General features: G+C 39.7%; 29 protein-coding genes. 1 reads left to right on the forward strand and 28 read right to left on the reverse strand.

Features of this window, described 5'->3' with window-relative positions; all coding sequences use genetic code 11:
• From CKW02_RS14570 to CKW02_RS14640, 15 genes are all read right to left on the reverse strand, one after another.
• Positions 1-951, reverse strand: a complete 951-nt coding sequence (locus CKW02_RS14570) for an XkdF-like putative serine protease domain-containing protein (RefSeq protein WP_003213717.1) — start codon at positions 949-951, stop codon at positions 1-3.
• 1 nt (position 952) lies between these two features.
• A complete protein-coding gene (locus CKW02_RS14575; protein ID WP_003213629.1) occupies positions 953-1828 on the reverse strand; it encodes a hypothetical protein in 876 nt (291 codons plus the stop codon).
• 21 nt (positions 1829-1849) lie between these two features.
• Positions 1850-2782, reverse strand: a complete 933-nt coding sequence (locus tag CKW02_RS14580) for a phage minor head protein (protein ID WP_003212626.1) — start codon at positions 2780-2782, stop codon at positions 1850-1852.
• Positions 2779-4308 carry a phage portal protein gene (locus CKW02_RS14585; RefSeq protein ID WP_095117864.1) on the reverse strand — a complete coding sequence of 510 codons (1530 nt, stop codon included), beginning with the start codon at positions 4306-4308 and terminating at the stop codon, positions 2779-2781. The genes CKW02_RS14580 and CKW02_RS14585 overlap by 4 nt, the downstream gene beginning before the upstream one ends.
• Positions 4305-5609, reverse strand: coding sequence for a PBSX family phage terminase large subunit (locus CKW02_RS14590; protein ID WP_162013622.1), 1305 nt, complete (start codon positions 5607-5609; stop codon positions 4305-4307). The genes CKW02_RS14585 and CKW02_RS14590 overlap by 4 nt, the downstream gene beginning before the upstream one ends.
• 11 nt (positions 5610-5620) lie before the next feature.
• Entirely contained in the window at positions 5621-6505 is an 885-nt protein-coding gene (gene terS, locus CKW02_RS14595) for a phage terminase small subunit (protein WP_003213256.1), read from the reverse strand.
• 446 nt (positions 6506-6951) lie between these two features.
• Entirely contained in the window at positions 6952-7197 is a 246-nt protein-coding gene (locus CKW02_RS14605) for a hypothetical protein (protein ID WP_003213237.1), read from the reverse strand.
• Between the two features lie 139 nt (positions 7198-7336).
• Complete coding sequence (locus CKW02_RS14610; protein WP_003213427.1) at positions 7337-8614, reverse strand: site-specific DNA-methyltransferase; 1278 nt, start codon at positions 8612-8614, stop codon at positions 7337-7339.
• A gap of 52 nt (positions 8615-8666) precedes the next feature.
• A complete protein-coding gene (locus CKW02_RS14615; RefSeq protein ID WP_003213013.1) occupies positions 8667-9131 on the reverse strand; it encodes a hypothetical protein in 465 nt (154 codons plus the stop codon).
• 67 nt (positions 9132-9198) lie between these two features.
• A complete protein-coding gene (locus CKW02_RS14620) occupies positions 9199-9543 on the reverse strand; it encodes a hypothetical protein (RefSeq protein ID WP_003213026.1) in 345 nt (114 codons plus the stop codon).
• Positions 9544-9633: 90 nt separating this feature from the next.
• Positions 9634-9810, reverse strand: a complete 177-nt coding sequence (locus CKW02_RS20325) for a hypothetical protein (RefSeq protein ID WP_003213735.1) — start codon at positions 9808-9810, stop codon at positions 9634-9636.
• A gap of 464 nt (positions 9811-10274) precedes the next feature.
• Positions 10275-11339, reverse strand: a complete 1065-nt coding sequence (locus CKW02_RS14625; protein WP_003212885.1) for a dimethylarginine dimethylaminohydrolase family protein — start codon at positions 11337-11339, stop codon at positions 10275-10277.
• 97 nt (positions 11340-11436) lie between these two features.
• Positions 11437-11820: an ArpU family phage packaging/lysis transcriptional regulator gene (locus CKW02_RS14630; RefSeq protein ID WP_003213675.1), complete on the reverse strand. Its 384-nt coding sequence runs from the start codon at positions 11818-11820 to the stop codon at positions 11437-11439.
• A 74-nt stretch (positions 11821-11894) separates the two neighbouring features.
• Positions 11895-12116, reverse strand: coding sequence for a hypothetical protein (locus tag CKW02_RS14635; RefSeq protein ID WP_003213504.1), 222 nt, complete (start codon positions 12114-12116; stop codon positions 11895-11897).
• Positions 12113-12523, reverse strand: coding sequence for a hypothetical protein (locus CKW02_RS14640; RefSeq protein ID WP_003213285.1), 411 nt, complete (start codon positions 12521-12523; stop codon positions 12113-12115). The genes CKW02_RS14635 and CKW02_RS14640 overlap by 4 nt, the downstream gene beginning before the upstream one ends.
• Before the next feature lie 122 nt (positions 12524-12645).
• On the opposite strand from CKW02_RS14640, the gene CKW02_RS14645 reads away from it, so the two are divergent.
• Complete coding sequence (locus CKW02_RS14645) at positions 12646-12918, forward strand: hypothetical protein (RefSeq protein WP_034620078.1); 273 nt, start codon at positions 12646-12648, stop codon at positions 12916-12918.
• Between the two features lie 39 nt (positions 12919-12957).
• On the opposite strand, the gene CKW02_RS14650 is transcribed toward CKW02_RS14645, so the two are convergent.
• The 13 genes from CKW02_RS14650 to CKW02_RS14720 all read right to left on the reverse strand — a co-directional run bounded on the left by CKW02_RS14650 (position 12958) and on the right by CKW02_RS14720 (position 19353).
• Positions 12958-13224, reverse strand: a complete 267-nt coding sequence (locus CKW02_RS14650) for a hypothetical protein (RefSeq protein ID WP_003213202.1) — start codon at positions 13222-13224, stop codon at positions 12958-12960.
• 2 nt (positions 13225-13226) lie between these two features.
• A complete protein-coding gene (locus CKW02_RS14655) occupies positions 13227-13586 on the reverse strand; it encodes a hypothetical protein (RefSeq protein WP_003213088.1) in 360 nt (119 codons plus the stop codon).
• 227 nt (positions 13587-13813) lie between these two features.
• Positions 13814-14014, reverse strand: coding sequence for a DUF6877 family protein (locus tag CKW02_RS14665; protein WP_003212740.1), 201 nt, complete (start codon positions 14012-14014; stop codon positions 13814-13816).
• Positions 14015-14221: 207 nt separating this feature from the next.
• Entirely contained in the window at positions 14222-14446 is a 225-nt protein-coding gene (locus CKW02_RS14675) for a hypothetical protein (protein WP_003212733.1), read from the reverse strand.
• A 32-nt stretch (positions 14447-14478) separates the two neighbouring features.
• Positions 14479-14685, reverse strand: coding sequence for an XtrA/YqaO family protein (locus tag CKW02_RS14680; RefSeq protein WP_003212680.1), 207 nt, complete (start codon positions 14683-14685; stop codon positions 14479-14481).
• A gap of 73 nt (positions 14686-14758) precedes the next feature.
• Positions 14759-15040 (reverse strand): hypothetical protein, encoded by a 282-nt coding sequence (locus CKW02_RS14685; protein ID WP_003213324.1) that lies wholly within the window; start codon positions 15038-15040, stop codon positions 14759-14761.
• 287 nt (positions 15041-15327) lie between these two features.
• Positions 15328-16026, reverse strand: coding sequence for a hypothetical protein (locus CKW02_RS14690; RefSeq protein ID WP_003213506.1), 699 nt, complete (start codon positions 16024-16026; stop codon positions 15328-15330).
• Positions 16027-16044: 18 nt separating this feature from the next.
• Positions 16045-16536, reverse strand: coding sequence for a hypothetical protein (locus CKW02_RS14695; protein WP_003212902.1), 492 nt, complete (start codon positions 16534-16536; stop codon positions 16045-16047).
• A complete protein-coding gene (locus CKW02_RS14700) occupies positions 16533-16772 on the reverse strand; it encodes a hypothetical protein (RefSeq protein ID WP_034620081.1) in 240 nt (79 codons plus the stop codon). The genes CKW02_RS14695 and CKW02_RS14700 overlap by 4 nt, the downstream gene beginning before the upstream one ends.
• The gene (locus CKW02_RS14705; protein WP_003213171.1) at positions 16769-16969 is read right to left on the reverse strand and encodes a hypothetical protein; all 201 of its coding nucleotides are present in this window, start codon (positions 16967-16969) and stop codon (positions 16769-16771) included. The genes CKW02_RS14700 and CKW02_RS14705 overlap by 4 nt, the downstream gene beginning before the upstream one ends.
• A 14-nt stretch (positions 16970-16983) precedes the next feature.
• Positions 16984-18276, reverse strand: a complete 1293-nt coding sequence (gene dnaB / locus CKW02_RS14710; RefSeq protein ID WP_003213119.1) for a replicative DNA helicase — start codon at positions 18274-18276, stop codon at positions 16984-16986.
• Positions 18248-18535, reverse strand: coding sequence for a replicative helicase loader/inhibitor (locus tag CKW02_RS14715; protein ID WP_003213660.1), 288 nt, complete (start codon positions 18533-18535; stop codon positions 18248-18250). The genes dnaB and CKW02_RS14715 overlap by 29 nt, the downstream gene beginning before the upstream one ends.
• Positions 18536-18540: 5 nt before the next feature.
• Positions 18541-19353 carry a hypothetical protein gene (locus tag CKW02_RS14720; protein WP_003212616.1) on the reverse strand — a complete coding sequence of 271 codons (813 nt, stop codon included), beginning with the start codon at positions 19351-19353 and terminating at the stop codon, positions 18541-18543.
• Between the last annotated feature and the right edge of the window lie 72 nt (positions 19354-19425).

Consider the following 19425-nt stretch of genomic DNA (forward strand, 5'->3'; position numbering starts at 1 on the left):
TTAAAGCAAGCCGTCCCATACCGTTTCAGATTTTTGTAAGTCTTGTTGTTGATCTCCTACTCCATTACCTTGCGGACGTGCTTTCTCAAGCGCTTCGACTCTTTCAACAACTGGAGCCAATGCCTTTTCTACAGCTGCGGCCATTTCTTTTGCAACAGCTTCATCCGGTTGATTTTCTTGCGGATCAGGCTGACCTTCGCCTTCTCCTTTTTCAAGGTCTTCCAGACGCTTTACAACCGGTGCAATTGTGTCTTCTAGCATCTTTTGCAGATCTTCTTTGTTCACTTCTTCGTCCTCCTTCTCTTCCGCTTGACTCAACAGATTGTCGATAGCGGCTCTGGCATTTTTCAATTCAGTTAAGTTAGCAGCTGAAAACTTTTTACCTGCTTTTTTTATTTCTTCCGCTGGCTTCTCATTCTTCAAAAAGAAGTTTTTGAGCAAAGAAAAAAGCCCCTTCTCTTCAGAAGCTGGCTCACGCTCTTGTTTTCCTATGTCTGCTGTTCCGGCCATTGAATATCCGGTGATCTCGCCCTTTTGAATCTGTTCCCAAATTTCATCAGATGCTTTTGTCACAAGGACCCACGATCCTTTCTTGATAAACTCATCGCCCATTTCAAAGTCAGACGGAGCAATGTACGATTCAACGACTTCACCGACACCGCCTTGGAAATCATGCTGTTTGTCGATCTCACGTGCATCTTTCAGGAACCCATGAGCGGCTTTTTCAATCTCCGCCGGTGCCATGTAATCTCCATGCGCATCCGCAACGTTTGGTTCGTATACAATACCGTATACAAGACGCTGTGCATCATCAGCTTTCGCAATGACCTTGATTTTCTTTTGAAAGTCATTTTGTTTTTCCGACTTAACGAAAAAAAACTGCTTTTGATTAGCAGCCTTATCCACGTATGAAACGTGTGTGATCTTCGCATTTATCAATTCGCGTGGCAATTCATTCACCTCCTTTCATTGTAAAGCGTCCTTTGTACTTATTTTCATATTCTTTTGAGGCTTTTTTTTCATTCCTTACTTTTTCATCACCTTCTGTGAACCTTCTTAAAAACGGCAATTTCCGAACTAACTTATTTGGGATTAAAAATTTAAAGAATTTATATAACCAAATCGATTTTTCCTCATCATTTAGGAAAATTGCTAAATTAATTATTAGAATGGGTAAAAAAAACAAAACACTAATCATAAAGCTATCTATAACAAAATCATATATATTTTCATAGTAATAATTTTTAAGCAACTTATCCGATATAATTAAATACATCATAAAACCAGTTAAAGTGACAGAAAAGATAATCGTGTGACTTATAAATTTATAGCATTTCAAAAACAACCTAAACCAAATATTCCCTGTTTTTTCAACGATTAAATGCCATTGCATGTCCTTATTAACAACTCTGTGCTCCGCATAGAATACTTTTTCTATTGCATTTTTTAAATCAACGAACTTTATCATAAATTCATCTAACTTTTCACTATTTTTATTTAACAAATAATCATAATATAGCTCTTCTAATTCAAGAAATTGTATGATGATACGCTTGTCTTTTAACTTAACAATAGAAGCGTGATCATTCGCATATTTCTCAAAAAACGCATCTAATTCTCTTGATAGATCAGATACTTTACTTCTATTTAAAATATTCTTCATAGAAATATAAAGTGCACCACTAGAACCTGTAAGACTTTCAGCTATAATTTTCCGATTTTTTTTAATTTCATTTCGTTGCGTCACCAATATAGATGTAAGAAATACTGTTAATATAGATCCTAGAATTACTCCATAATCTTTTATAATACTAAGAATAAGTTGCATTTATCTCCCCCCCTTTTCTTTTTATACGAAAGGAGATAGGATTTGTTTCAAATTATTAATTCTTCTTATCTCTTCTTTTTCCTCTGCTGACAATCCAAGAATAACAGGATCAACCACAGGACCAACCGCACAATGACAATTTACTCGCTCTTTTGGCGTGAGCTGTGTATCTCTCGGAAACATACACCGCTCTCCGCTGCCTGGTATCTCAAATTCATCATCGAGAGGAATAATTGTGCCGTCTAGCTGCACGTGACTTTCTCTTGACTGATTCTTTTTCCCGCCGCTGTGCTTCCACTTCTTCCCTGTTACTGCCGGGGATTGGACATAGGATTCATGTTGAGCGACGGAAGAAGCGGTCAACACTTCAGTTACAGCTGTCACACGTGCGCGCTTCCGGCTGAATTCAGGAAGTTCCTTCAGCTCCAATTCAATCTCCTGGATAGACCGGCCTTCTTTTATGCCATCTTTCAAGGTTTGTTCAATAGCCTCATGAGTATTCAGCTGCATCAGCTGCGCCAACTCCTGAGACCATGATTCAATCCATTGTTCAGTTTTCTCAGAAAGAACCTTGAATGGAATATCTGCATCGATGGAATGCATGATCTTCTCAGCCAGCTGCGTGACAGTCAAAGTCAAGAATATGGCCGTTTCTTTTCCGAACAGCTCCGCAAATTCATCAGCTGCAAACAAGTCATTTTGAAAGAACGCTAGAATTGATTCTAACGTCTCCGAATCGTTCTTGGATATAAAACCATTCAGTTCATTCAAAAACGTCCTACGTTGCAATCTGAGAAGTTTTGCGGTGGTTTTCTCATACTTTTCCACCAAAGAGGGAACGTCCTTCAGTTCAGGGAAATCTGCTACCGCTTCTTCAATTTCCTTGACCTCATCTGCCTCTGCTTTTTGCACAAAGGTATTGATGTTTTTTATCAGCTGATCGATCTTACTCATTTACGTATCTCCTCTAGTTCATCCCTAAGGTCTTTGAGGATCGATACCAATTCATTCTGAGAATCTGCTGACTTCTGAAACACCGTATCAAGCAAGCTATTTGATACCTTTGGCTTCGCTTCAATTGGTCGGTGATATTCTTCCTCTGGCCATTCTTCTAATGTTTTCCCAAGAATACGCCCAGCCAGATCACGCAGGTCATTCGGTGAAACCGCTCCTGCTTGAATAAACGGTGTAAGAACCTTTGCAATTTCGAGCGGATCACGAAAGTCAGGACCATTTAATATGAGTCGCACATGCCAGAGATCGAGATCAGGAAGAAAGAGTGTATTGAGCTTGCCAGTGATGATCATTCGCTCTGGCTGAAATACCTGTTCCTCAGTTGTCTTACGAGCGGTGTCAGCTGTCGCCTTGTTATAATCCTGTGATTCGCCAGTGTAGATCGGCGGCAGACGAAAAGAAGAACGTATCTTGTTTCTCGTCTTCTCATCGTATTCAAGAAACAGCGCATCCTCCTGGAGAATCTCGGCCAGTGATTTTATTTCAACTTTAACAGGTGCTGGGTCTTCGTCATTGCTTACTTCGTCCTTTTTCTTTTTCGGAATCCCTTCGACTTCAAGCAAAAGAAACTTATGTGCATTGTCTGAACCCTCTATACCGTTCATGTAGTCCTGCAGCTGTTCGTATGATGCTTCAGATAGCATTCCATTTTCCACTGTAATAGCTGCTGGCACATGACGACCTTGTTTAAAGTACAGATAGTTCAGCTCTTCAGCTTTGCGCGCTCCATACATATTGACGATGTTACCAATCCAACGAGGAACACCATATGTACCGCTGCCGATCTTGAAATGAATGACTTCGCTTGCTACAAGATTAGAAGGAGTTTCATCACTATATTCTCCTGTAGCAGAGTTCATTGTTCTTGGATCGCCGTACTCTTTGAAGAATACTTTTTTAGTATTGATCTTCTGAACATACTTCCTGAATCTCTTCTTTCGCTTCAATGACTTCACTTTGCCATGATCTGTATACTTGAAATCGACCTCAACGGGATCGCCTATCTTACATATTCGCATGTGCTGAGCATCTAAGTATTCGATTCCTGCTGGTTGCCCTGTACCATTACGCAACACTTCAAGAAAGCCATTCCCTGTCCGCTCCCGATCTTCTATCACATACCCTAGAACCACTTCGGCTGATTCATCATAGTTCATGTATCGCACAAGCTCCTCAAGCCTCGTCCATTCTTTTTCAGCAGCGGCTTTCTTTCCTTCTGGCGCATTCTCGGCATTGAAGTCAAAAACGTATTCAATTCCCAAGCCGAAACCTAGAATATTGGTCTTATACGCATCAATGCATTGCTGAAGAATGGTAGAATACTCGGCTATTTGTTTGAGCTCTTTGATATTGTATGGCGGTTCGATCAATCCATCAGTCTCATAGTTAAAATTATCATCATGAATTTGTTTCGTAGTTTGAGAGATGTCTGCTTTAAACACAGTAGCTTTCACCTGTTTTGTCATAGCCTTCTCATCGACCTCCTTTCTCTATTAGGGCGTTTCCGCTCTTTAGGCTGCTCTTTCAGATCCGTTACCTCATAGTCATCTAACGCATACCAGATGGCTGAAAAGGTATGAGGATCAATCTTAAACTCGTCCTCTATGATATTGCCGTGCTTGTCCGTCTTGTACGTGAGCGGCTGAAGCTCATAGATCGTGTTTTTGCACGAGTCGGAGCAAATAATTTTCTTAAATCGCTTGATCTTCTTGGTGTACTGCAAGCGTGATCCTTGGAACTTATGAGCGGCCACCATGTTGTATCCCATCTTGCGGAAATATGCGATTGTCTTCTGTTCATTATCAGCCTTGATCAGCTCTTTTGTTTCGACAAACTCTTTCAAATCCTCAACCGTGACATCATCAGTCTTGCCACGATCGTAATACTCCCAATAGATATATAGATACTTCTTCTCGTGATCTACAGCCAACCTTACAACAGCGTTATATGAATCAACGAAACCAAAGTCCATGCCTGCTCTAAGCAACGGGCGATTGATATTTGAGATGGCCATCATCACATCTTCATGCGGCTGCACCTTGAATTGTGGCAACACACGAATTCCGTTAATGCCAAAATGACCTTTTCTGGCTATGCGATAAAGGTCTGGATCGTATTCTTTTAGTTCGTCTAGCTGTTTAATGTAGCTGACTGGAAGGAAAAGATTATCTTCAGCAGTAGAATGATGATAGTACGTATCGTTGATAGCGATCGTTCGCTCTTTGTATAATCTTTCATCATCCAGGATGAAGCGGTTGTTTTGATCGTCCTTAAAGAAGTGACGGTATGTCCAGTTATCCTGGCCGACAGGGTTCGTTGATAAGATCATGTGCAAATCCAAAGTCGGATGACGCAAACGACCAAGCAGCTCCTTGAATCCCTCGTACTTAACCTCGGAACATTCCTCAATCCATATGATCGATATGTTGTTGATCGATTTCAGCTTGGCTGGCTTGTCCAATCCTTTGAAAATGATCCGACTGCCGTTGTGAAATTTAAGCATGAGCGGTGATGTCCGGCACTGAATAACATGATCGAGTCCTAGATCATTCACGATCTCTTCAAACAGCGAAAATGTTGAATCCCTGTGCGTGTCATAGACTTCACGAATCACAAGAGCGGTTCGCTTTTCATCTAGCAACTTCAGAATGAGTTTCAAGGCAATGTGATAGCTCTTAGATGAACCGTAACCACCCACTAGGAACTGAAACTTCTGATCCCAGTCAAAGAGAAAATCTTCAAAGTGTGGATTGACTTCCTTCTCCATCATTTGAACCATCAGCCATCACCTTTATTCTTCCGCTTAATTGTTATTTGTACAGAATCATCAACAGGACGTGCGGTGATCCGCTCCAGCTCTGCTTCTCTCGTTCGGTTTGCAAGATCAAGGCCACGAAGCCTCAATTCATATTCAGACATAGTTTTCATTATGTCGACTTTCTGCCTAATGGCTTTATCACGTTGTGCGGTCACACGTGTCAGAGCGTCTTCAATGCTCAATATCTTCTCTAGTTGCGGTGAGTCTGTCTCTTCGATCTGGACCACTGCTAGACGTTCATTAGTTATAGGAACAGGTTTAATCAGACCATTTTTATCCGGAGCCTGTACAACGTCTTTCATCTTCCTCATTTGCTGCAAGACTGTCCGCTGCTTATCAGTCAATCCATTCTCATATTTAGTGATCAAGCGCATCATTCTTGTTTCACGAACGCTCAATAATCGTATTGATAGATCAATTTGATACAAAGGATCAGTCTCAATCTCAGTAAAAAGCTTCTGTTCTTTTTCATCCATGTACTCAAACATGATCGTTTCATATTCACCGGTCTTGAATGAATTCTTGTTGCCTTTTGGAGCTGCGCCACCCCTATTGCCTTTAGCATTTTGATTACCAGGTGGCGCTTTACCTCCTTTATTACCTCTGGCGTTTTTACTCCCTTTCGGAGCGCCAGGACGTTTAGTAACGTTACCATTGGTTTTCTCTTTTGGTTTAGTAACGTTACCATTCAATTTCTCATCCCAAGAGTCTTGGTTCTTCCATTTGCGGATAAGCGTTTGAGAACACTCTAATTCTTCAGCAATGTCTTTCAGCAAGCGGGTTCCATTGCTTTTCTTCCACAACTGGAATGCCTGATCTCTTTTAGGATTTCTCGGTCTAGCCATTACATATCACCCACCTCCGAGCTGCTGAATTAAGTTTGAGTTTGTTTTTAAAAATGAGTATTTATTCCCGTTCCAACTAGGAGACTGTCCTTCATATAAATAACAGCAACACATCTAAAAGGAGATTGATTTAAGTGTATTATTATCAACCGTATCAGTATGTTCCAGCTCAATATGATTATAGTTACTATGTTCCTTCACCATCACAACAAAGCGATTTTAGGGACTTATCAATGTACGTAGGTCAATGGGTCACAGCAACCGTAAGTGGCATTATACAGAACCCTACAAGAATATTTATTCACAACTCATTCCTTGATAGTCAAAACCGTGAAAATGTTACCTTTATATACGCACGAACTGAGAACGGCAGATGTGTTGCCAGATCAATCACAGTTCTAGGTGATAGAATAACCGTCGAGTTTGGTTTTTCTCCACAAAGATAACTAAAATTCATGTTTCTGAAGCTCAATGTCGAGTTCTATGAGTTTCTTCAGATCTTCCACAGTAGACACTTTGATGTTTCCCGCTTTAAAATCTCTTACCCATTGAGAGATGCAAGCTTGAGCGATTTTACGATAATTTTCTTTTGATTTATCAATACCTTCAGCCTGTTCAGCTTGAAGGATCATAAGCATTTCTTTCTTTTCTTCGTCAGAAAGGGAACGTGTGTTTGTATTCTCTATTGTCATTCTCCCTGACCTCCATTACAATAGTGGATGAGAGCGTGATATTTTCCCACAAACGCGGCCGCGTCTTGATCACGCTCTTAGGCAGGGAGGTTCTTTCTGTCTTTGAAGGGAGGGTGTTGTCAGCACCCTCTTTTTTTATTTATAAAGAAGAAACCAACTCAGGTTCAATTCCAGTAAATTCAGTGAATCTCTTTTTAATTACATCGCAGAAATAAGGATCAAGCTCCAAAAGAAGGGCTTCTCTATCCGTTTGCTCACACGTCATTAGAGTTGAACCGCTTCCCCCAAAGAAATCTACTACTCTATCACCTTTTTTACTGCTATTACTCAGAGGAATATTAATAAGATCAAGCGGCTTCTGTGTAGGATGAACATATTTTGTAGTATCACCGCGGGAAACTTCCCAAATTGTTGCTGGTTCTCCTTCTTCAGAGGTATCAGCTCTCCACACAGTAACTTGTTTTCTATCTCCATACCAATTAGGTGAATAGCCTTTTTTGAATGCATAGAAAACTGGTTCGTGCATGTATTTATATTGCGCCCATCCGAATGTTGGTGAGTTTTTCACCCAGATACACTGCGATCTTATATCAATATCTGCATGCCGCATCTCATTCTCAAAAGCGCGTTGATATGAAGCTGCATGAAAAACATATATAGCTGCCTTTTCGTTCATGACTCTTGAATAATTGAGGAACACTTCTCTTAAAAATAAATCAAACTGACCATCATCCATAGAATCGTTTAAAATCGATGCATGGCCATCATCATTTAACTTTTTGCTATCACTTTTGACCGCTACATTATAAGGTGGATCAGTTATGACTAGATCTGCTTTATGGCCAGACATCAATCGGTCAACATCCTCTATCTTTGTTGCGTCTCCACACACTAGGGTATGCCGGCCAAGCCGCCATACATCCCCATACTTTGTTTCAGGTTCTTTGATATTGTCTAGTGCCTCTTGCACATCGAAATTATCTTCCTCAACAACCACGATCTCATTTTCAATAGAAACACTGTCTAATAGTTCTTCATATTCTTCTTCAGTAAATCCGATGGTTTGTAGATCAAGATCGTTGTCCTTTAATTCTGTTAGAAGTTTTTCAAGTTTAGTTTCATCCCAATGGCCACTGATTTTGTTTAATGCTACGTTCAGAGCCTTTTCATCCTGGTCATTTAAAGAAACCACTGATACCAGAATTTCAGTTGGTCTATCTTCCATTATTATTTTGAAACGTTGATGGCCTCCAACAAGATGGCCAGTTCTTTCGTTCCAAACTAACGGATCAACGTATCCAAATTTCTTCATGGAATTTTTAAGAGCATCGTACTCAGGATCTCCTGGCTGCAGATCAATTCGGGGGTTATATGGTGCAGGGTTAATTTTATGTACGGGGATTGTTTTGATATTCATGATGTATCTCCTCCAATTAAAAAAACACCTTATATCCTAAGGTGTCCGGTACTTATTTAAAACTTCTATTTGGAATTTCATCTAAACATTCTTGTAGTAATCGTTTATATCTAATCAATAATTTGTACTCTTTTCTATCAACAAAGGATTGCATGCGCCAAATTCCCAAAGTTAAAAAAGCAACATACAAGATCGTAAATGTAGGCGCATGTACACCTAATTTTTTAACCATTGTAATACCATGATTCAACATGCTTCCAAATAAAAAAGACATGATTGCAAAAAGAGCTGTAATGTAATGCTTATTAGATTTCTTATTCTCTATAATATCTTCAGTCCTACCCAAAAGCATTTGAATCTCTTTTCTATTATGCTGCTTTTTTATTTTCTCTTTAAATGCTGTTTGTTGATTAATAGTTGCTTTATGCATCTTTTTCCCAAATTGTTTCAAATAAATTTCGATGTATTTACTCTGTTCAAATGATGTAAATTCGTTGGTTTCGTTAATTTCATTCATAAGAAATCACCTCCTAAACATATATCGGAGGTGATTTGGGAATTTTCAGGCGTTCAGTGAATTGGTTCTATTTAACGTAAAATTCGCTAGTATAGAATGTTCCAAGGGTTGCAACATGATTGCCCTTTTTGTCGTAGCGTTCTACGTCCACTCTGAATCGATAAGTGCCTTTCTTGTTACCAAATGACTCTTTGATGTTAAATTCATCATATAGCTTTTCGCCTGGGTTAAGCGGGTTCGGGGAATTTGTTTTAATTGTCTCCCACTTGCCATTAACCTTTCTTTGTGGAATAAGGTTGGGACCAGCACTAAAGTCGTTGTGGTTTTGTACCGCAATTCGTACAACCTTATCCTCTCCGATTTTGTGATTTGCTTTTGTTGGATTCGCAGATACGCCAAATCCTGATGCCATGCTCATCATCTCCCTTTTTATATTTTTGCGCTCCTATCCCTCACCAAAGCACCTGCAGCCATACACCCAAAAGACGACTGTTCCCAAAATTCATCGTTTTCTTCGGATACGGCCGCCTTGTCTTTGATACGTTTCGCGTCTCGTTCCCATGATTTCTTCCCAATCCCTATTCGTAATGGGATCAGCATCGTTCTCCTTCTTAGAACCAGGAGCAATGCTTTTAAATTGCTTTAATGTCTCTTTAGAAACAGAATCCCTGATCTTCATTTCACTCGCTCCTTGCCGAATTAGCACCACCTTACGCTATTCGCTTAAATAGATTTTTGAATGATGACTACACTCCGAGAGGATGCCAAGTACAGCCATTCATCAAGTAAAATGAAAAACTGTCCTCGATACGGCTGCCGCAGACCAGCTGCTATCCAGGCTCAGAATGTCCCTCTCGTATGGCCACATTCCTCATCACCTTTATTCCGTATCCAGATACGCCATTGATAAGGGAAAGGCGCGTCTCCCAATAAAAAAGCGGACACCAATCAAGGCACTTAGAGTGCTCAATGATCAGTGTCCGCAGGTTCTTCCTTCTGGACAAAATATTCACGTTTGTTTTGCTTGTCTCTATCATACGATGATCCACTTAGAAAAAAAGGTCCCCTTTTTATCCCCCTTTTTGTCGGCTTTTTCTTATTTATATAAAAAAACATCCTTAACAAGGATGTTTCGTCTCTAGTTTATTTACGGAGTAATGGTTGAGTAGTACATCGGAAAGCGCCACCATAGCTTCTTGTTATTTTAAAATCAATATATTCCACCTTGATATTTCTTTTTTCTAATTCTTTTCCAATTGTATTTTGATATGCTATATCCGTTACATATACTTTTTCATTAATCGGTAACCCATTAATAGCTAAATTTTGCGCATCTTTGTAACTTACTTTTATTTTATCCCAATCTCTTAATTCATCTGGAACTCCGTTTGGTAGTGAGTCTTCATTCACAATCATCAGACCGTCTCGCACAAAACTAATGGCACAATCAAGATGAAGAGTATTTTTCTCCAGTTTCACTTCAACTACTTTATAACCATCTGGTGTTAAATAATTACGGAGCCAATCGATTCCTTCTTTATTAGATGCTTGACCAGAGTTTCCAACAAAAATTGTTTTCCCGTACACAAGAATATCTCCACCCTCTAAAAATGGACCATTCTTAGAATTTATGCCTTTTGAAACATCAGGCTGTGGAACAGCAACATATGGATTTTTGTTCGCTTTTACCTCTTTTAAAAGGATATCCCTTGCTGGAAGCACTTCAAGTCTGCGGTAAGTTGATAAAAACGATCCTTCAATTATGTGATCTCCAATTGTAAAGAATGGATCTCTAACAAAGAAATTCGTAGCACCAGCTCCACCAGTTATACCATTTTCAGCTATACCTAATTTCTTTTCATCCTCCGTTAAAAGGCGTGGCATTTGGATGTCTACATCGTATTTCTGGAGTATTTTCTTAAACTCATCACGTTCTTTTTCCATTTTGATTTGAATATCGTTCATATCTTCCATCATGTTTGAGCCGCTATCTTCTGGAAAATAGACTTCAGATTGAGACATAACGACACGTTTTAATGGAGCAAATTCACTTTCAACATACACATTTCCTTTATTTTTTTCGTTTTCAGCTGAGACTTTTTCTGCTTTTGCTTTCACACCGTCTGAGCTTTTTGACTGCGAACAACCTGTTAAAATAACAGCCATTACCGCAGCAAAGCCAACTAAATTAATAAATTTTTTTCTCATTTCAATTAATCCTCCATTTTATTGTTTTGTCACTAATAAAGATAGTAACTTTTAAATCTTAAATATTTCTTAACTAATAGAATTTGGTTTTTTTGTATTAAATTATGCCCAGTGCTGTTGAGAGGTTAAATGTGGCTTGCTTTTTCAACCTATAGTATCGGTCCTTTTTCAATCCCAATTCTTCGCATATTTCTAAATCTTTTACGAATCGTGATGTAAGATATTTCATCCTGATAATATCTTGTTCAACTTCGTCTAAACTATTTTTTAACGCCCTTTCTATCTGCCGTACCTTCAGTTCATTTAAAACTTCCTGATTCCTGAGAGAAGGAAAAAGACCTGTTGCGCCGTTTGCCTCCTGTTCCTTTCTGTTTTCTTCAAGAACCTTCAGGGCTCTATAGACCTTCAGCTCCTTAATTAAGGCATTCCGGACTTGTTTCTCATCGATCCCTGGCAGTAAACACAATTGTTCAGCTCCCATGTTTCTCAACCTCCTCCTATAAACAATGAAAGACATAGATCAGGGCAATTTTGCACCGATCTATGTCGTATGATTTATTCTTCTAATGGAATGTCGATTCCGTAATTTTGACCAAAATCTTCAATGTACTCCTTTAGAAATTCATCTAATTTAGCGTGGAAAAGCATGTCATCTTCAGCACCGTATAAGAACTTCTCAATGTCTTCTTCATTTAGTCCTAATTCAGTTAGCCCTTCGCCGTTTTCTAGTTGATATCTGATGAAATCTCTAAATGCTTGTCTTGGATCAATGTTCATTTCTTCACCTCAAATGATGGCGTGTAGATATGCCCTTTAACGCCTGTCCAATTTTTATTTTTATAGATTGTCATCTTGATACGGTGCGTGCCAGCTGTATGGTTAACGGTGTAAAATTCCTTTGCTGGTGTGGCGTTCTTGAACGATCCTACTAGACTAAACCGCTGATCTTTCCAAGTGCTCCCTACTCGTTTTTGCAAAGTGAAACGGTAATAGACCGTTTCGCTTCCAGTTTTGCGAGCCGTGACATCCATGCTTTGGGCTCTTGGCGTGTACGAATTAGCATCCGTTGATACGCTAATTGTATGTCCGGCTACTGTTTTGTATCCGCTCGTTACAGCTGCAGCAGACGGCGCACAAAGCACCGCAGCAATAATAATAGTTAGTGTGATTAGTAGTTTTTTCATACAGAAACCTCCAATATTTATTCCCATATAAGTTAAATAAATTTTTACATGGATTATATTTGAATATATAGTATTATTAAACTTGCAAGACTATTATCCCAAACTAAAAGGAGAGTCAAACTATGAGAATTAAAAAAGTAATTGCAAGTTCAGTTCTATCACTCGCTTTGCTATTTTCTTCATCTGCTTTTTTTACTGCTCAAGCAGAAGCTGCTAGCCCTAATGAAACATGGAAGCATTGTACTTCAGAAGTATTTGGCCCATACTCTTCAAGAAATGCAATACCGGCTATTTATAACGACGGCACCTATAATTGGTACTTAAAAGGTGCGAAAACTTACTCAGGTATTTGGTATGGTGCATATGAACGTTGCTGGTACTCAACACTTACATGAATACTACTTTTAAAAGAGGGAAATTCCCCTCTTTTTTATTCATAGCAAGCTCCCGTCAATGATCAGCACCATTTCTTCTTCACTTGTTAAATGCTCTAGCACTTCTTCAACTGGTATTGTTTTATTGTCCTCTCCATTTACTCGGCTGTATCTGATTGTTGCATACGTTCCCGTAACTTCGGTTATTTCTTCTGTTAAGCCGCCATCATCATCAGCGACAACATCAGTATAGATTGTCATAGCATTTTCTTCGTTTTTCGCTTTGATCAATGCGTAATATGGATCATGCACCTCGTAAAATTTCATCTTCATTCCCCTTCCGCTTCTTTTTTCAACTCAAATCCCATCCCTAAAGCTAAGGTATGAACAGTTTTTGCATGTTCAGCATAGTTGGCAGGGGAATCATGTTTTAATTCCCAATCATTTGAATAATTCTGCTTTGCTTCTCGATATAATGACAAAAACATGTCATAATGCCTCTGCAATGTTCTTTCTTTCTGCTGTTTATATTCCTGAATATTTTGCACTAAACAATCGATGACATAATCCTGAGAAACGGCCATTTCATAATTAATTCCAGGACACTTAGATGCACAAATGCCTTCGCTGTTTCGCATGATCACTTCGCCGGATGATAGAGTTATTTGAAATGCTTTATTTTTGGTCATCGTGCTCCCCCCTGCAAATCTTGTATATCGCCTTGATAAAACGTGTTTTGCTTAATGACTTCAAAAATAATTGGCCGTTCTCCTAATTGAGTACAAGATCCATACATTTCAATTAATGCGTTTCGCATTTCGTCCTCACTAGGATAGTGATCCCATCCTCCCAAAAGTCTTATGCCTTGTACGTTTAAATAAAAAATGCTTCTCAGTTTCACAATGATCTTCCTTTCTTATTTCAATTTTGCTTGCGCCTGTTCATTAAATCGGCGTAGCAGCTCATCTTTAATTGTTTCAGCTTTCTTCTTTTGCGCTTTGATGTATGGGTTACTGATGCGATCACCAGACAGCACCGCATCCCCTATACGTCGTTTGATGTCATCTAGCGCCATCCAAAGCCCTGCATATGACATGTTTGCAGATTTAAACTCCATATGATCCTCCCTCAGAACAGTGTCAGCGTTCCTGGTGTTGTTCTTTTTGCTTTATTAAAAAATGCCTGGCTTCAAATGCTCCATAGTGTGAGCCATGACTATCAAATTTTGATACATAATAATGAGCGGCACCGAGAGGAAAGAGAAAGTATTCTACGCCCTTTTCTAGCGGTGTAAACTCATCAGTAAGACATATTCCCTTCAAGGTCATGCCACGCTTTCCCAAGGTAACCGCTCGACCCTTTTCATGCTTCCAGCACAGCCGACTTTACCAAGATTCCGACGTGCTGCTGGATAGGATTGATATGTGTCATACTCGCTCCATTTTGCATCTGTTAATAGATCAGAACGCCAATAGGCAACATATCCGCTCGCTGTATTGAAGATACAAAATTCAGCGTATGGTGATTTTGAATACCAGATTTCTTTCATTTTGAATGCCTCCCTGCAGGAGGACGCTCCTGCTATAGATTTATTTTGTGTGAACTGCTGTAATTTAAATTTGTGAACTGGCCATCACGTGTCGTGATCTCCATCTTTCCGTACATCGGTGTTTCCGCCAAGAACACTTCATTGGAATGGCCATCTAGGATAATGACTTTGACCTCTCCCTTTGTCATAAAGCTATCAACGGAGATGTTTGAGTCTATAGGTTTGTAAGGATTATTCATGCGCACAAGGCCTCCCATGTTATAATGAATTGTCGATATTCATTAGAGTCGGAGCCTTGTGCTTTGGCTCTTTTTATTTGCGCTGGAGAGCTTGCAAATCACGCACACACATTCTAAATAGGTGTTCGTCATTTAAGTCTAAGGACAAGTCAATCAGAGCCTTCAAATCATCTTCAGTGATCGTTACATCCAGGTTTTTAGCCCAATGTTTAGGAACAGCCGTATACTTTCCTTTAAGCGACTTCACTAAAAGTTCATCTTCAGAGATTTTCACGACGTAACCAGATATATGAAACATTCTGCGATTAACTTCACCCAAAGCTTCCACCCAATCGCCTTCTACAATCTTTCTCATTTCTTGAAGCTCCTTCCGCACTTCGAGCAGTAAGGACCATTGAAAACCCGTGTGCAAAATTCCAACTCATAGCCTCGCTCAACCGACACTATGTTTTTACATTTGAAGCAAAAGAAGTGTTTATTTTTGAAGAAGAACTTGATTTTATTAATCATCTGACAATCCTCCATCCTTTTTTCATCCGGCTTATCAACTCATATTTCTTGAGTGGTTCATAGAGGTGGACGCGCTGTCCATCCTCTATGCGATAAAGCAGGTACCACCGTTTTGAGCGTTTGCGTGCCACCTTATGCAGCCCCGTCTTCCTCATCTTTTTGATCATCTTTAGGAAGATCGTATTCATCTGGAACGCTATCCTCTGAACCCTTTTCGTCTTCAGCTGCTTCTTCAGCATTTTCTTTTTGTAATGGTTCAGCTTCATTGGCTTGATCCTGTTTCCAGTCCCACCATGTTTCAGCTAGTGGAGCAACCGCCGCTCGGTAGTCATTGATCAGATCAACGACGGCGCCAGATGACATCTCAAGCTCAGTGGCCAACTTGCGGTATGATTCACCTTCAATGCGACGTTTAGCGATTTCAGCCATATTCTCAGGAAAACCTTCCTGTTCTGGAGCCATACCTTCAACGATGAACCGATCAACCACTTCCCGCTCAATCTCCATAGGTTTTTCTTCAATTTTTGGTTTTTCTTCTGGCAAACCTAGTTCAGCCTCTAACTGTTCCGGCTCAGGATCAGCTATGTGAACCACTCCGCTCTGGTCTACTTGATAATTTACGATCGGTCGCTCAGTGTTCGCATTGATTTGAACGTTATAGCGGACAATATCGCTCTCAATTTCAACTCGCACATCATTATCAATCATTTCAGCAAGGTTTTGAATGCTGTTTCCTAGCTCCTTCGTTGAAATCTCAAGAACCAATTCGGTGACACCTTTAGGCTTGTGATTCACTTTTTTAACGAAACCATCAAAATTCACAAAAGACATATTTGTTCCTCCTAGTAATTAAGAAATTTTTTTCAAAGCCTCTTCTTGATATTTTGTTAAATCTACTTTTGTTTTTAATGAACGAGCTATTTGAGCCAAGACGAATGCGTCTATCACGTTGTCACTTTTATGTTCAAACCCCCAACGTTTATAAACAGGTACAGGTATTTGATCTTTTTTAACGTTTCCTTTTCCTGTTGCGAACTTCTTCAAAGTGGTTGGAGGAACGTCTACATAATCTATTTTTTTGTTTATAAGTCTCGCTCTTATTAGCCAACCAATGCCGTATTGAATGTCTACTGACGCTCCTTTAGAACCGTAAGAAAACCCTTCAATACACACAAAGTCATTCGGTTCTATTAAATTAATTATTTGGCTGGCCAAGTCCATAAAGCGTTGCGGATCTCCTTTTACTGCTGAGATTATTTCTTTGTCAAGAATCACATTCCCATTTGCATCTTGAATCACGAGCCCTGTTTTCGTTGAAGGATCAATGCCGACAAATCTCATTGTTCTTTTCCTTTCACGATACCAGCGATATCAGTATGGATTGCTTCTTCTGTCCTTCTAACAGGAGACGGAACAGAACGTGGAATCCTTTGTACTCCATTTTTATTTAAAGGCCCCCCATGCATGTATGTGGCTAATTGTATGATCATTCGACCACACTCCTCAGCGGTGTAATTATCTGCTTCAAAATTCACTTCTTTACCCGTAGTGCTGTCTTTGATTTGTAATTTAATCACTCTGCTTCCTCCTCAATCTCCATCCTGGCATTGTATGTTTCAATACTTTTCCCTCGCTCACTCTTTTTCGTGATTACTAGCATTTCAAGATCATAGAGTGATAGTTTATCGAGACTTTCAAATTCATTCGGTTTATATCCAATGCGCTTCAATTCTTTTAGCAAGAACTGTTTACGCTGATTGCTATTGATTGACATGTTCATTCCTCATTTCACATTGCGGCTTCCATTTGCCGCGATAGATTTATAAACTTCCCGTACTCTTTCACAAAGGCAGCGGTTATTGTTCCTGTTGATCCATTTCGTTGTTTTGCAAAAATGATTTCTACAATGTTTTTAGCTTCGCTTTTTTTGTCATAGTAATCATCACGATAAAGGAAGGTCACAATATCAGCATCTTGCTCAATGCTCCCTGAATCTCGTAAATCAGACATCATTGGACGTTTATCTTGCCGCTGTTCAACTCCACGTGAGAGCTGCGATAGCAAAATGATAGGAACATTGAAACTTCTGGCCATATTTTTAAGTTCTCTCGTGATCTCACCAACCTCATGGTTTTTGCTCTCGGATTTACCAATCGGCGTGATAAGCTGCAAATAGTCAATGATGACTAAATGATCTTGATCAGGATGATCCTTTTTCGTTTTACGGATCTGGGACCGGATATCTGCGACGGTTTGAGTGGGGTGATCATGAATATAAATGTCTAATTTTTCGTATTCGCCCATCGCACTATGGGCACTATCATAATCATCCTCACTAAAATATCTCTTTGGATTCCTCCACTTCGTGCCTTCAATACTCCCTATGCTGCTTAACATACGCTGTGTTAATTGTGTATCAGACATTTCCAGTGAAAATATGTCGGTAACTCCACCATTTAGTGCATTATTACGACCAAGGTTAAGAGCGAACGCTGTTTTACCCATCGATGGACGGGCAGCCACAATAATCAAATCACTCTTCTGCCAACCGCCTGTCATGGCATTCAGATCCGCAAGACCCGTGTTGACTCCAGTCAGATCACCATGATCTTCTTCCATGCTCATGTATATATCTGTTAGAACATCCATTTTCGTACGAGTCTCTTTTACACCAACCTCTTGAGCTTCAATTGTTTTTTGATAAAGCTCGGTGATGCCCTCATCAGTAGGGGAACTGGCAAATGCTAAAGCAGCACTTTGCAAATCTCTAAGTCTAAAAGCCTCGTAAATTAATGTTTCATAGGTTTCAAATGAATGAGTAGATGGAACAGCGCTCGCTAGGTTGGTTAAGTATTCAAATCCACCAACTGCATTTAAAGTGTCCCCCATAGATGCAGCGATATTGGCCATTTCCACTTGTTTACCTAGCTTGTCCACTTCCCTCATCGCTTCAAAAATTTGCTTGTGACGCTTTTCAGCAAAATGCTTAGACTCTAAGGCTGTTTCCTTGATTAGATCGCCTTCAAGGATGATGCAACCCAGCAGAAACTGTTCAGCCTCTACGTTTCGCAAATTTTGCATTCTTTTCCCACTCTTTCTGCTTTTCTATGAAGTCGTTTGGTTCTGGTTGATGTACTTGAATCTCTGCGATAGCAGGAGGGAAACGTTTTTCAGCAATGTGCTGATCTATCTTTTTTAAAACAGGTTCATATGGCAGTGCCGCTAAATGCTCTAACCAAAGCCTGATTCTTTCTTTTCCGATCGCGTCTGTAGAGAGCTCGAACCTCGGATACGCAGCTGCTATCCTGGTTAAGATACTCATCGCTTGTTCTTCAGTCATGCTAATCATCCTCCTCCAAACTTAATGCCTTTTTCTTTGGCGTATTGAGCTAATGCTGATAAGTTGTCTTGTTGTTTCTTAGGTTTAAATTCAGATACGTTGCTAGGTTGATTGTTTTTGGCATGCCATCGATCAAGAATGCCCTTCTCCAGGTAAGTAAACGATTTGATGCCATCTGCTCTATGTCTTGGTCGGTATTGATCGAATATCTCGTCGATCCACACCAATATGTCTTCAAGGGGTATGTGCTCCTGAATGATCCTCTCAATGGCCTGTGCATCATTAGGAGTGATCATCAATCCTCCACCTCTTCGAGATAGATACTTGTCTTCGATTTGTTGGAAAGGAGAATCATTTCCTACTGGCGACTTCTCCTCTTCTTCTTTTAATTCTTTATTTCTTAAATTCTTTACATTCTTGTTTGTGTCTGCAATCGGTCTATGATCGGTCTGCTCGTGGTCTGCTTGCGGTCTAACTTTGGTTTCTTTTTCTTGATAAACACTGTAATTACAAATGGTTATGGTGGTTTTCTTGCGGTCTGATTTTTTGATAATCATCTCGTCGTTTTCGAGAAGTTTCAGAAAGTTTCTAGTTTTGGCTTTCCCCCACTTCCACCGGTCCATTAGTTTCAATTCTGAGGTGATTAAACTCCCTTCAGGAACATGAATTATTTCCAGTCCGAGCTTCACCTTTGCGTCTTTATGATTTGCCATCATTAAAAGATCGAGCCAAGCCTCATATCTTGAAAAAGTTCTTTCTTCTTCATAGAGCCAATGATTCCTAATAGCTCTATGTAATTTAATCCATCCAGTAGACAAACAAATTCCTCCTTCCCAACTATTTGCGTTTGAGCCTACAAATAGCGTATTTGCCTTCAATTTTTACGACTT

Source organism: Bacillus pumilus (assembly GCF_900186955.1).
GTDB classification, from domain to species: Bacteria; Bacillota; Bacilli; order Bacillales; family Bacillaceae; genus Bacillus; species Bacillus pumilus.